The organism is Rhodococcus sp. IEGM 1409 (assembly GCF_030056735.1).
Classification (GTDB): Bacteria; Actinomycetota; Actinomycetes; order Mycobacteriales; family Mycobacteriaceae; genus Rhodococcus_F.
In genome coordinates this window covers 1-13,361 of the sequence record NZ_JASHKN010000009.1, presented here as the reverse complement: position 1 = coordinate 13,361, position 13,361 = coordinate 1, and the positions used below count along the sequence as shown (strand labels likewise).

At 61.5% G+C, this 13,361-nt stretch carries 11 protein-coding genes; 8 read left to right on the top strand and 3 right to left on the bottom strand.

Annotated features, from left to right (window positions below):
- Positions 1-15: 15 nt before the first annotated feature.
- The 3 genes from QM716_RS21675 (at position 16) to QM716_RS21665 (ending at position 3,471) form a co-directional block, all read left to right on the top strand.
- Positions 16-1,383: an NAD(P)/FAD-dependent oxidoreductase gene (locus tag QM716_RS21675; protein WP_283306172.1), complete on the top strand. Its 1,368-nt coding sequence runs from the start codon at positions 16-18 to the stop codon at positions 1,381-1,383.
- Between the two features lie 49 nt (positions 1,384-1,432).
- Positions 1,433-2,185, top strand: coding sequence for an IclR family transcriptional regulator (locus QM716_RS21670; protein WP_283306171.1), 753 nt, complete (start codon positions 1,433-1,435; stop codon positions 2,183-2,185).
- A 98-nt stretch (positions 2,186-2,283) separates the two neighbouring features.
- Entirely contained in the window at positions 2,284-3,471 is a 1,188-nt protein-coding gene (locus QM716_RS21665) for a 4-hydroxybenzoate 3-monooxygenase (protein ID WP_283306170.1), read from the top strand.
- Here QM716_RS21665 and QM716_RS21660 read toward each other — a convergent pair.
- The 3 genes from QM716_RS21660 to QM716_RS21650 all read right to left on the bottom strand — a co-directional run bounded on the left by QM716_RS21660 (position 3,468) and on the right by QM716_RS21650 (position 5,965).
- Complete coding sequence (locus tag QM716_RS21660; RefSeq protein ID WP_283306169.1) at positions 3,468-3,857, bottom strand: nuclear transport factor 2 family protein; 390 nt, start codon at positions 3,855-3,857, stop codon at positions 3,468-3,470. The two genes, QM716_RS21665 and QM716_RS21660, sit on opposite strands and share 4 nt — an antisense overlap.
- A gap of 48 nt (positions 3,858-3,905) precedes the next feature.
- A complete protein-coding gene (locus QM716_RS21655) occupies positions 3,906-5,228 on the bottom strand; it encodes a ClC family H(+)/Cl(-) exchange transporter (RefSeq protein WP_283306168.1) in 1,323 nt (440 codons plus the stop codon).
- A 116-nt stretch (positions 5,229-5,344) separates the two neighbouring features.
- Positions 5,345-5,965, bottom strand: a complete 621-nt coding sequence (locus QM716_RS21650) for a LysE/ArgO family amino acid transporter (protein ID WP_283306167.1) — start codon at positions 5,963-5,965, stop codon at positions 5,345-5,347.
- Positions 5,966-6,040: 75 nt separating this feature from the next.
- On the opposite strand from QM716_RS21650, the gene QM716_RS21645 reads away from it, so the two are divergent.
- The 5 genes from QM716_RS21645 to QM716_RS21625 all read left to right on the top strand — a co-directional run bounded on the left by QM716_RS21645 (position 6,041) and on the right by QM716_RS21625 (position 13,218).
- On the top strand, positions 6,041-6,934 hold the full coding sequence (locus QM716_RS21645; protein WP_283306166.1) for a LysR family transcriptional regulator ArgP: 894 nt from the start codon (positions 6,041-6,043) through the stop codon (positions 6,932-6,934).
- A gap of 132 nt (positions 6,935-7,066) precedes the next feature.
- On the top strand, positions 7,067-8,539 hold the full coding sequence (locus QM716_RS21640; RefSeq protein WP_283306165.1) for a class I adenylate-forming enzyme family protein: 1,473 nt from the start codon (positions 7,067-7,069) through the stop codon (positions 8,537-8,539).
- Between the two features lie 85 nt (positions 8,540-8,624).
- Positions 8,625-10,472, top strand: coding sequence for a DUF3556 domain-containing protein (locus tag QM716_RS21635; protein ID WP_283306164.1), 1,848 nt, complete (start codon positions 8,625-8,627; stop codon positions 10,470-10,472).
- Positions 10,469-11,902, top strand: coding sequence for a phytoene desaturase family protein (locus QM716_RS21630; RefSeq protein ID WP_283306162.1), 1,434 nt, complete (start codon positions 10,469-10,471; stop codon positions 11,900-11,902). The genes QM716_RS21635 and QM716_RS21630 overlap by 4 nt, the downstream gene beginning before the upstream one ends.
- A gap of 35 nt (positions 11,903-11,937) precedes the next feature.
- Complete coding sequence (locus QM716_RS21625; protein WP_283306439.1) at positions 11,938-13,218, top strand: PucR family transcriptional regulator; 1,281 nt, start codon at positions 11,938-11,940, stop codon at positions 13,216-13,218.
- Positions 13,219-13,361: the final 143 nt, after the last annotated feature.

The following is a 13,361-nucleotide window of genomic DNA, read 5'->3' as shown; positions in this document are numbered from 1 at the left end:
TTGAGGAGACTTGTTGTGGATAGAACAGCTGCGGGTCGCGCAGACATCGACGCGACTGGACACGAGCAGACTCAGGTAGTGATCGTCGGTTCGGGATTCGGAGCCCTCGCCGCGGCCAAGACCCTCGCGAAGTCCAAGACGCCGTTCGTCCTCATCTCCGCCACCACCGAGCACCTCTTCCAGCCGCTGCTCTACCAGGTGGCGACGGGTGTTCTGTCGGCCGGCGAGGTCGCTCCGCCCATCCGCACGATCCTGCAGAAGTACCCCAACGCCGACGTGCGCCTCGGCCGCGTCGTCGAGGTCAACGCCGAAGAGAACACCGTCGTCTACGAAGCCTCGGGCACCCGCCATACGCTCGGGTACCGCTCGCTCATCGCAGCCACCGGTGCCACGCAGGCGTACTTCGGTCATGACGAGTTCGAGAAGGTCACCTACAAGCTCAAGACCGTCGAGGACGCCGAGGTACTGCGCAAGCAGATCCTGCGCTGCTTCGAAGAAGCCCACACCACCAACGACGCGCTGGTTCGCCGCAACCTGCTCAGCTTCGTTGTCGTGGGTGCAGGCGCGACCGGCGTCGAGCTCGCCGGACAGATCAAGGAACTGGCGCGTCGCTACTTTGCGAAGGCCATCAACAACATCAGTGCCGACGAGGTCACGGTCACCATGGTCGAAGGCGCCGGCGTTGCGCTTCCGGCATTCGGCGGCAAGCTCAGTGAGTACACGCAGGCCTCGCTCGAGAAGTCGGGTGTCGAGGTGGTCCTCAACACCATGGTCACCGCCATCGACGAGCACGGTGTCACCGTCTCTTCGGCAAAGACCAAGGAAGAGAAGCGCATCGACGCCGAGACCGTCATCTGGTCAGCCGGTGTTCGCGCCAACGACTTCGCCGCAGTGCTCGGCGAGGCAACCGGTTGTGACAGTGACCGCGCAGGTCGTCTGCTCATCAATCCGGACTTGACCGTCGGCGGGTTTGCCAATGTCTTTGCCATCGGCGACATGACTTCGCTGAACGGTCTTCCGGGCCAGTCGCCCGTCGCGATGCAGGGTGGCCGTCACGCCGCGAAGACTGTGAACGGAAAGGTCAAGGCCGGCACGCCTTTCAAGTACTTCGACAAGGGCAGCATGTCGATCATCAGCCGATTCAGCGCTGTATGTCGCGTCCGCAAGGTCGAGTTCAAGGGCACGATCGCCTGGTTCATGTGGCTGGCCGTGCACGTGATGTACCTGGTGGGCTTCCGCAACCGGTACGTCGCTGTGATGTCGTGGTTCGGTTCGTTCATCGGCCACCGTCGTCCGCACTTCCATTACGCGCAGGAGCCGATGAAGATCGAGGCCGCGCCGCCGGTGACCGAACGCGAACCGGAATTGGCGCACTCCGCGTAGCTCCGCACCGCCTGAACGCGTTTCGCCTGATGTCAGTCACACTGTGTGAATGGCATCAGGCGACCGTTCGTTGATCGGCCGGGCATTTGTGGTGCTCGGTGCCTTCGATGCGACGTCTCCTCGGTTGACTCAATCGGAGATCAGTCGCCGCACCGATCTGCCGCTGCCCACCGTCCATCGACTGTGTGGGCAGTTGGTGGCTGCCGGCGCCCTCGAGCGTCGGAGCGACGGCAAATATCAGGTCGGAGTCCGATTGTGGGAGATCGGCGCTCTTGCTCCCGGCGCTCACGGCCTACGGCAGGTGGCGTTGCCGTTCCTCGAAGACCTGTACGAGGTCACCCGGGAGAACGTGCAGTTGGTTGTCCGTGAGGGTACCGAGGCTCTGTACCTCGAGCGCTTGTCCTCGCGTAGCGCCGTCACCGTGGTCGGCCGCGCCGGCGGTAGGTTGCCGTTGCATGCGTCCAGTGGTGGATTGATTCTCCTGGCGCACGGCGGAACCGAGCTTCTCGACGACGTCCTCCGAGCCGGTCTCGAGGCGTTCACTCCCAAAACCATTACGTCCGAGCGGATTTTGAGAGCAACTCTCGACGAGATCAGACGCAACGGTTTCGTGGTGTGTCGTGAGTATCTGAACGTCGGAACCCTTGCCGTCGCCGCTCCGGTCCGCGAAGCCGGGGGCAATGTTGTCGCAGCGGTATCGACAGTTGTTCCGGTGGAGCAGGATCCGGCTCCTTTACTACCGGCCTTGGCCGCGGCTGCTCGCGGAATATCACGCGGGCTTGGTGGCGGCGGGCTTCGTTAGTCATTTTCGGTCTTTCACTGAGTGAAATTGCAGCTGTTCAGGGGAGCGGTCGTGGTTGAGGGTGGTCTCAATCGCCACTCACCTCAGGAGTTCTCTGTATGTCTTCGTTGCGCACCCAGGTCGGAATCGTCGGTGGTGGTCCCGCCGGGTTGATGCTCTCGCATCTCTTGCATCTGAAGGGGATCGATTCGATCGTCCTGGAATGCCGCACCCGTGACGAGGTAGAAGGCACCATTCGTGCGGGTGTGCTCGAACAGAACACCGTTGATCTCATGGTCGAGACCGGACTCGGTGACCGACTGAAGCGAGAGGGTCTCGAACATCACGGAATCGAGTTGCGATTCGGTGGGCGAGGGCACCGTATCGCGTTCGACGAACTGACCGACGGGCGCGCAGTCACGGTGTATCCGCAGCACGAGGTGCTCAAGGATCTGATTTCGCGACGCCTCGCCGACGGCGGGGACATTCGTTTCGGGGTGTCCGACGCGCGAGTACACGATCACGAGTCAGATCGCCCGAGTATTACTTTCGTCGACTCGGACGGAAGCGACCAGAAGCTCGAGTGCGTCCTGGTGGCCGGTTGCGACGGGTCACGCACCGAATCGCGAAAGCTGATTCCCGAACCGTCGGTCCGCACGGATCATTTCCGGCAGTATCCCTTCGCGTGGTTCGGCATCCTGGCCGAGGCGCCGCCGTCATCGGAAGAATTGATCTACGCCAACCACGAGCGTGGGTTTGCACTGATCAGCACACGGACACCCGAGGTGCAGCGTCATTATCTTCAGGTCGACCCGGACGACTCCGTGGACAACTGGTCCGACGACAGAATCTGGGACGAGCTGCACATGCGGGTCGACGGTGAGGGCGCAGAGATCAAGGACGGCAAGATTTTTCAGAAGTCGATCCTACAGTTCCGCAGTTTCGTGTGTGAGCCGATGCAGCACGGCAACCTGTTTCTTGCAGGAGATGCGGCGCACACTGTGCCGCCGACCGGCGCGAAGGGAATGAATCTCGCGATTGCGGACGTCTACGCCCTGGCAAAGTCCATGGACAGTTTCTTCGCCTCGTCCGACCGAAAGATGTTGGACGGGTACACCGAAACGGTGTTGCCGCGTGTGTGGCGGACGCAGCACTTTTCGTGGTGGATGTCGTCGATGCTCCATCGCTTGCCGGACGACAGCGGTTTCGGGCATCGTCGTCAGTTGGCTGAGTTGGACATGGTCACGCGCTCGGTGGCCGGACGAACATTGATCGCCGAGAACTATGTCGGAACGCCCTTGACCTAGAGGGCTGTTCGCAGGTTGAACAGTGTGCAATCAGGGGAGCGGGTGCCTTGATGGTGTACCAATTGCCAACCGTTCGGTGCTCGACGCCACAAGGATGTGCGCCGCGCGCGACGCATGCCACGAACTGAATCCCACTGCGTGAGAACGTATCCGTCGTCGATGATTCGACCGGTCATGTTGTGAACTTCGATGCCGTCGCCGTCGATCGGTTCGTTCCGCAGTGATTCTACGGTCGACGGGAGGTCCCAGACGCTGCCCGACGCGCCTATCTCGATGAAGTCGTCGGCAAGCAATGCGAGCACACGTGCGCGGTTGCGCCTGCATTCGACAGTTTGCAATTCCCGCTCCAGGGCGAGGACTTCCCCGACGTCGGTTCGTGGGGTCATGGATGCTCCTCTGTGTACATATTACGGCGAGCACGATGTCGATCGTGATCATCCCAGAGGTCGGCGCCACGCTTCCAACATCCGTTCTCGGAGACTGTCATAGATGGGGGCCGACCCTGCCAAGGTAGCGACGAATACCGCTGCGGCCGTGGCCGCGAGCATCGGGACCAGCGTCGACGTCACCGCTGTCATCTCGACCACGATCACGATGCCGGTGAACGGTGCGCGTACTACGGCGCCGAAAAACGCGGCCATGCCTACGGTGGCCATGGTGATCGTGAGTCCGGCGCCTACTCCGGGCACGAAACTCGACAGTCCGGTGAAGATCGACCCCCACAGTGCGCCGAGTGCGAGTAGGGGAGCAAAGAGTCCGCCGGGAGTTCCAGCGGCGTATGACAGCGGGCCCGTGAAGAACCGAACTGCCAAGTACAGCAGCAGAATCGGCAGAACGAAGGTCCTTCCGCCGACGATTGTCTGTGCAAGAACGTCGCCGCCCCCACTGGCCAGTGGGTCGAGGAACAGCGTCAGGCCGATGACGGCGCCGATCGTTGCGCCGATGACTGTCGGCGGGATCCTGTCGAGTCGTGCAACGATATCGAGTAGTCCCAGAATCAAGCGGTTGTACGCGATACCCAGTAGTCCCGTGAGGATTCCGAAGACGACAAACAGTGGCAAGAGTGCGAGTTGAGGTGTGGGCGCAGTGCCGACCTCGAAATCGGGTTGATCGCCGATGACAAGTCGTGCACAACCCACCGCGACCGAAACACCGAAAAGCGTTGGCAGAACGGTACGCAGCCGGAACGAGTGCGTCACCTCCTCGCAGACGAACAGTGCGCCGGCGATCGGCGCGTTGAACGCGACGGCGAGTCCTGCTCCGGCCGTGGACGTTTGCAGCATGGCGATGTCAGGTTCGGTAAGGCGGGCCCATCGTCCCGTTTCTGCTCCGATTGCCGCACCCATGTGGACGGTAGGGCCTTCGCGGCCGAGAACCAGACCCGAGCCGATCGCCAAGAGGCCGCCGATGAATCTGGCGGGTACGAGATCGATTCCCGGCGGTCTCGCTTCACCGCGGGACACCGCCTCTACGTGCTGGATACCGCTCCCCTTTGCGAGGGGTACTCGTCTGACGATCAGCACGGCAAGGGCGGTGCACAAGGCCACCAGGACGACCGGCACGAGCCACCCGACATACGGAACGTGATGTGCCCAGTTCACGATCGTCTGACGAAGTTCGTCGGCCCGGATCAGACACCATCGGAACGCGCCGCCGACAAATCCGACCGCGACGCCGGCGACCGCAGCGAGTAGACACAGCAAACCTAGCCCGCGCTTGGAGTCACGCGGTTCGGCGGCGACATCGTCCTCGGTCATCGTGATCAGCCCTACCTGATGGTCACAACTTTCGGCAGGTGAATTGAGCCTTCCTCACCTTGGACGGTAACCCATCCCGATTCCGGGAGGGTTATATCGCGGGTTGTACCGCCGCGTCACAATTCGGTGAGCAGACTGATTCCGAGAACTGTCATCATCACGGCGATCAGAGCGTCGAGAACCCGCCAGGCGCTGGGTTTTGCAAAAAGCGGTGTAAGTAGACGCGCGCCGTAACCGAGGGCGCTGAACCAGACTGCACTTGCGGTGACGGCGCCGACTGCAAACCACCACCGCCCGATCTCGCCGCGACCGTTGGCAATTGAACCCATCAGCACAACGGTGTCGAGATAGACGTGTGGATTCAACCAGGTGAGTGCCAATGCCATCGTGACGGCGGTAAGCCTCGACCCGTTGCCATGTTGATCCGGTGCCAACGTCTGCGGTCGAAGTGCTCGTTTGGCGGCGAAGATTGCATAGCTGAGAAGAAAAAGGGCACCGGCGATGCGAACGAACGTGATCAGTGACGGTGCGTGTTCGAGGAGGGCCCCGATTCCGCTGATGCCTGCAAGGATCAGAATTGCGTCTGAGACGGCGCAGACTGCGACGATCGGGAGTACGTGCGAGCGCGTCAGGCCTTGGCGAAGAACGAATGCATTCTGTGCGCCGATTGCGACGATCAGAGAGAGTCCGACTCCGAAACCGACGAGGGCCGACGCAGGGTCGGTGGTGCTGAGCATGTTGTCGAGCCTGCCGCCCAGATGTCAATCAGTCCAGCTAATGATTCTTAGGATGCATCAGGGTAGCTTCAGATTATGCTGGATTTCGAGCAACTGAGGGCATTGCACGCTGCGGTCGACGAAGGGACCTTCGACGCGGCGGCGCGAAAGTTGCACATCACGCCGTCCGCGGTCAGTCAACGGATCAAAGCTCTCGAGACCTCTGTGGGCCGGATCCTGGTGCAGCGCACCAAACCCATCAGGGTTACCGATTCCGGACGGGAAGTCTTGCGTCTTGCCCGTCAGATAGATGCCCTCTCGCGCGATACCGTGCGAGAACTCGGCCTTGAAAATGGTTCGGGAACATTCGCCCGCGTCTCTATCGCGGTCAACGCCGATTCGCTGTCCACCTGGGTTCTGGGTGCTCTGGCGGAGTTCACGCACGAGGTCAGTTTCGACTTCCACCTCGACGATCAAGACCACACCACCGAACTGTTGCGCGACGGCTCGGTCATGGCCGCTGTCACGTCGGTCGCGTCGCCGATTCAAGGGTGTTCTTCCAGTCGGCTCGGAATAATGCGGTATCGGCCGATGGCGAGCGCGGAGTTCTGCCGTCGTTGGTTTGCGGATGGTGTTACGGCCAAATCTCTTTCGGCCGCGCCGCTGGTGGTGTTCAATCGGAAGGATCTCTTGCAGGATCGGTATCTCGATCAAAAAGTCGGCCATCCCGTCGATCCGCCCCGCCATCTTGTTCCTTCGTCGGCAGATTTTGCGGACGCGGTTCGGCGGGGATACGGCTGGGGGTTGATTCCGGACCTGCAGCGAGGCGACGACGAGCGTTCCGGGGAGCTGATCGGATTCGATCCGGACTTCGTGGACGACGTTCCGCTGTATTGGCAGCAGTGGAAACTGTCGTCGCCCGTCTTGCGCCGGATCTCCGAGGTGGTGACCCGACGCGCTCACGAGGTGTTGCATCAGCCTTTGATCTGACGTGCGCCGCACATGCGGCGTTGTGCTCCGGGAACAAAGAACCTGGACAAGTTGATCTCCTGGGACCGTTTCTTCGACCACGGGACACCGATAGTGTTTTGAGTCACATACGAATGAAAGGTGCTGACTCTCGTGGCGGACATCGGATATCTGGCTTGGGATCTTGCAGAGAAGTACGGGAAGAAGCCGTGCCTGCGGGACGACCACGTCGAACTCACGTATGAGGAGTTCGCAGATCGCACGGAAGCCGTTGCCGCGCAATTGGCCGGACTCGGAATCGGACTCGGTGACGTGGTGGCGATCATGCTGCCCAATCGCGTCGAGTTGCTGATCGCGATCATGGCTGCTTGGCGCATCGGTGCTGCAGCTACACCCATCAATCCGATGTTCACTGCGAACGAAGCGGACTACCAGATCGCGGACTCCGGTGCCGAGTTGGTCATCACCGCCACTGCCGACGCGCCCTCGGGTGGCCGTGCAGTGTTGGTCGTCGACGATTTGGCGACAGTGCCGCCGACGGATCCCCGGCCCGGAATCGATGTTGCAGCAGACGATCTGGCTTTGCTCATCTACACCAGCGGCTCCACCGGACGGCCCAAGGGTGTCATGCTCTCGCATGCCAACCTGCAATCCATGGCTTCGTCGATGGGCAAGAACATCGGTGTCACCGGCGCAGATCACTGCCTGCTGATCCTGCCGCTGTTCCATGTCAACGCGATCTGCGTCAGCGTCTTGACGCCCTTGCTCGTCGGCGGACAGGTGAGTGTCACCGGGAAGTTCTCGGTGTCGAGATTCTTCGGCGACGTTGCGCGGCTTCGTCCCACGTATTTCTCGGCGGTGCCGGCAATCTACGCGATGCTGACCTCACAGCCGGAAGACGCGTCGGTCGACACGTCCTCTTTGAGGTTCGCCGTGTGTGGTGCGGCCCCGATCAGCAAGGAACTCCTCGAACGCGCTGAGCAGCGTTTCGGTTTCGTGATCGTGGAGGGGTACGGACTTACCGAAGGGACCTGTGCGTCGGCCTGCAATCCTGTCGAGGGTGTGCGCAAACTCGGCACGGTCGGACCGGCGCTGCCCGGCCAGCAGATTGCGATTCTCGCCGAGGACGGAACCTTTGCGCCCGTCGGCACCGCCGGAGAGGTGGTCATCAAGGGCGACAACGTGATGCGCGGCTACCTGGGCAAGCCGGAGGAGACCGCGAAGACCGTCAAGGACGGTTGGTTGCACACCGGTGACGTCGGTGTCCTCGACGAGGACGGCTACCTGACGCTGGTGGACCGCATCAAGGACATGATCATCCGCGGGGGCGAGAACATCTACCCCAAGGAGATCGAAAACTCGCTCGCCACACATCCTTCCGTGCTGGAAGCCGCCGTCATCGGGGCCCCGCACCAGGTCTACGGAGAGGTGCCAGTTGCCTATGTTGTTGCCTACCCTGATGCACCCGTCACCGAAGACGAACTGCTCGAACATGTCACGGCCTTGCTCACCCGAGTGAAGGTGCCAGTGGCGATCTACGTCGTCGACACGCTTCCCCGAAACCCGGTGGGCAAGATCGACAAACCTGGAATGAGACGAGCATTGAGCGCAACTCCCGCTCACTAGTCCCTTCCCAGTAGTACCAGCACAACTCGACGACGTCCGTCGAGTCGATCCGTCATGCCCACATTCCGTATTTCAGGAGCACATCATGGGATTCAAAGAAGGAAACTTCCCTCCCGTCGATCCGGCAACGTTCATGGACAAGCCGTTTCTCGAGCGTCTGCGTGACATGTCCACGCACTGGGTGGATTACGGCTTCGGCACGCCGAAGATGGTCCACACCGTCTACATCATGAAATTGTTGTTTCTCTACCTGGCAGCTGGAACCGCTGTTGCCACTTTGACTTCCGGCCTCTCGTGGTTCGACATCGGATCGTGGTGGAACCAGCCGATCATCTACCAGAAACTCATCATCTGGACGATGATGCTCGAGATGCTGGGCTTGGCAGGATCCTGGGGCCCGCTCGCCGGCCACTTCAAACCGATGACTGGTGGAGTTCTCTACTGGACCCGCCCCGGCACCATTCGCCTGCCACCGTGGCCGGGCAAGGTGCCGCTCACCTCGGGTGACACCCGCACGATGTTCGACGTATTCATCTACGTTGCCGCAGTTGCGAATCTTCTTGTTGCGGCAGTACTTCCGGGCGTGCAGACCGCCGGAATCGATTCGGCCTTCGCTGACAGTGCCGGACTGGTACGCCCGACGGTCTTGTACTCCTTCCTGGTACTCATGGTGATTCTCGGGTTGCGTGACAAGGTGCCCTTCATCGCTGCACGTAGCGAGCAGTACCTGCCGGCAATCTTGTTCTTCACGTTCCTGCCCTTCGTCGACATGATCCTGGCACTCAAACTGCTGATCGTCATGGTGTGGATCGGTGCCGGTGTCTCGAAGTTCGGTCGCCACTTCTCGCTGGTGGTTCCCCCGATGCTCAGCAACACGCCGTGGATCCCGTCGAAGAAGATCAAGCGTGCGCACTACCGGAACTTCCCGGAGGATCTGCGGCCTTCGCACCTGGGCGGCGGCGTCGCACACGTGGCCGGAACGATGGTCGAAATCGTCACCCCGTTGATACTGCTGTTCTCGACGAACAAGACCCTCACGATCCTTGCCGTGATCCTCATGGTCGGATTCCACCTGTTCATCGCGTCGACCTTCCCGCTTGCCGTCCCACTCGAATGGAATCTTCTGTTCGCTTACGCCGCGGTCTTCCTGTTCCTCGGATTCCCGGCGTGGGACGGCTACGGACTCGGCGCCATGTCGTCACCGTGGATCACCGCGGGAATTGTTGCAGCCCTTGCCTTCTTCCCGATTCTCGGAAACCTTCGACCCGATCTGGTGTCGTTCCTGCCGTCGATGCGTCAGTACGCCGGCAACTGGGCATCTGCGACGTGGGCTTTCGCGCCGGGCGCCGAAGCCAAGATCGACCAGTACATCAAGCGTCCGTCGCCGGATACCCGCAATCAGTTGATGACGATGTACCCCGAGGACGTGTCCGACGTCGTTCTGCATCAGTTGTTGGGCTGGCGTTCCATGCACAGCCAAGGGCGTGCGCTGTTCTCTCTGATGATCAGGCACCTCGGCGAGGACATCAACACGTACTCGCTGCGGGAAGCCGAGTTCATGTGCAACTCCATCGTCGCCTTCAACTTCGGTGACGGCCACCTGCACGACGCGAAGCTGATCGCCGCCATTCAGCGTCGCTGCAACTTCGCACCCGGTGAGTTCCTGGTGACCTGGATCGAATCGCAGCCCATCCACAAGGGAACGCAGGAGTACCAGGTGATCGATGCGGCTCTCGGCGTCGTCGAACGGGGGACGTTCAAGGTCGCCGACGCAGTTGCCGAACAACCGTGGTTGCCGAACGGGCCCATTCCGTTCGATGTTCAGTGGACACTGGACGTACGGGCCGACCGCGCGGCAACAGATCCGCAGGTTGTCTCCGAACCGAAGATGCGTACGAGGCTCAGCGGTAGCGAGCAAGAGGTGAGTAAGTGACAAAGGCCGTAGTCGTCGGCAGCGGGCCCAATGGGCTCGCTGCCGCGGTACACCTTGCACGTAGCGGTGTGGACGTGCAGGTGCTCGAGGCCGCCGACCAGATCGGCGGAGGCACCCGCTCCGGTCCGATCGACGTGCCGGGGTTGATCCACGATCACTGCTCGGCGTTTCACCCGATGGGCATCGGCTCGCCGTACCTGTCAAAACTGGACCTCGAGCGATACGGGCTGATCTGGCGATGGGCAGAGGTGGACTGTGCGCATCCGCTCGACAACGGCGACGCGGGTGTTCTGTACCGCTCGTTGGAGCAGACCGCGGCGGGGCTGGGCCCGGACGGGCAGCGATGGCAACGAATGTTCGGTGACTTGTCGGCGGGGTTCGACGCTCTGGCGTCCGACCTGATGCGCCCGATCGTCAACGTTCCGCGCCATCCGTTGCGGCTTGCGGCTTTCGGCCCGCGAGCACTACTTCCGGCAACCGTCACCGCGAAACTGTGGAAGACGGAGAAGGGCAGAGCATTGTTCGGCGGGGTCGCCGCGCACGCTTTCTATCCGCTCAACCGTCCGGCTACGTCGGCAGTGGGGCTGATGATCACGGCGGCTGGTCACCGCTACGGGTGGCCGGTCGCCGAGGGAGGTTCGCGTTCGATCACCGACGCCATGGCCGCGATGCTCCTCGATCACGGCGGCAAGATCGACACCGGCGTTCGGATACGCACGGCCTCCGAGATTCCTGACGCCGATGTTGTTCTGCTGGACGTCAATCCGGGGAGTGCGCTCGAAATCCTGGGCGATCGTCTTCCCGCTCGAGTGGCGAAGGCCTACCGAAAGTTCAAGCAGGCCCCCGGGGCCTTCAAGGTTGATTTCGCCATCGAAGGCCATGTGCCGTGGACCAATCCGGATTGCGCTCGGGCCGGAACAGTCCATCTGGCAGGTGGTTTCGAGGAGATCGTGGCAGCTGAGCGCGACACGAATTCAGGCCGTATGCCGGACCGACCGTTTGTACTCCTCGGTCAGCAATACCTGGCTGATCCCACCCGCTCTGCCGGGAACATTCATCCGTTGTACGCCTATGCCCATGTGCCTCACGGTTACGCCGGCGATGCTACGGAGGCGACAATTCGTCAGATCGAGAGGTTCGCACCGGGGTTCCGGGAACAGATCGTCGCGACGTCGAGTCGAAGTACCTCTGATCTGGCACAGGACAATCCGAATCAGGTAGGCGGCGACATCATCGGAGGTGCCAACACCGAGCTGCAAGTTGTCTTGCGTCCGCGTATTGCAGTCGATCCGTACAGCACTGGGATCGCGGGCACGTACCTGTGTTCGGCCTCGACCCCGCCGGGCGCCGGAGCGCATGGAATGTGTGGGTACAACGCGGCCGAATCGGCTCTGAAGTACCTGCGGAGGAAGGGCGCGGAAGTTCTGTGAGTAGCCCATCGCACAAGGAGCGAGGCGCCGGAGCAATGCGGCGCCTCGCCCGGGTGCCTGCAGCCGCGGAGCCGGAAGTGCTTGCCGTGGTGGCCGAATTGGCCCGACGACTCGACGCGCGCAGCGCCGATATCGCGCGTGAGATGGCCATCATGATGGCTCACGAAATCGACCAGTTGGACGCAGATGCCAATTTGCTCGAAATGCTCGAAGCGAGCGTTCAGGGAAACATCACGACGATCATCCACGTATTGGCCAACGACATTCCGATCGATCATCTCCAACCCACGACTGCCGCAGTGGAATACGCTCTGCGGCTGGCGCAGCGGGACGTTCCGTCCAACTCTCTCGTTCGCGCCTACCACATGGGCCAAGGCGATCTGATGCGGATCTGTCACGACGAGATCAGCACACTGGACATTCCGGCACGACTCACATTGGCTGTCCTGAAACACACTTCGGACGTGGTCTACAGCTACATCGACTGGATCACGCTCTATGTTTTCGACGCATACGAGCGGGAACGCAGTCGATGGATGGCGGCGCAGGGAAACCTCCATTCGGCCGCGATCCACGCGCTCTTGTCCGGCACCAACGCAGATACCGCTGCTTTCGAAGCGGAGACCGGATACCGCCTTGGTCAGAACCACGTCGCCCTGGTGGTCTGGTCGACGTGGGATGCCGACGTCATGGGCATCAACACGCTGGACCGACTCGTACGCGATCTCGGCGCGGCGGCGGGAGCAGACAAGCCGCCGATCATCACCGCCATCGATCGACGCACGGTGTGGGCGTGGCTGCCCTTCGGTCGCCGGGTGCCTGCGGCGGATCCGGAAGTTCTCGCGGCGGCAGTGCCGTTGGACGGTGGCGCGCGGGTGGCAATCGGACTGCCAGGGTCAGGGGTCGAAGGGTTCAAACGATCTCACGAACAGGCCAATGCCGCCTATTCCGTTGCTGCCGTGCCGGATACGCCGCAGCGCCCCGTGGTGAGTTTCGGGGATCGAGGCGTAGCCGTGGTGTCTCTCCTTTCGGAGAACATCGATTCTACGAAGTCGTGGGTCTGGGAGGTACTTGGCCCGTTGGCGGAAGACACGCCTTCTGCTGCATCCTTGCGGACGACGCTGAGCGTGTATTTCGCCCATGGAGAAAGTCATCTGCACACGGCCAATTACATGAACTTGCACCGTAATACGGTGAAGTATCGCATCAACAAGGCTCTCGGTGATCCTGTCGCTGCGGGCCGAGACAAGTTGGATCTCGCTCTGGCCCTGCAGGTTTGTGAGTTGTTGGGTAGATCGGTCTTGCGCCCCGCGTGAACGCCGTAAGTTGTGGATGCGTCACGGCCTGTGGGCTCCGTATCGGGTGCTGATGTCCGATGCGGAGCCTGGCCGTGTTCTGTTGTGTCTGAGAAGCTGTTCTCAGGTTTTGAAGGTGGTGTTCGCCGGTCGCGGGTGCTGCT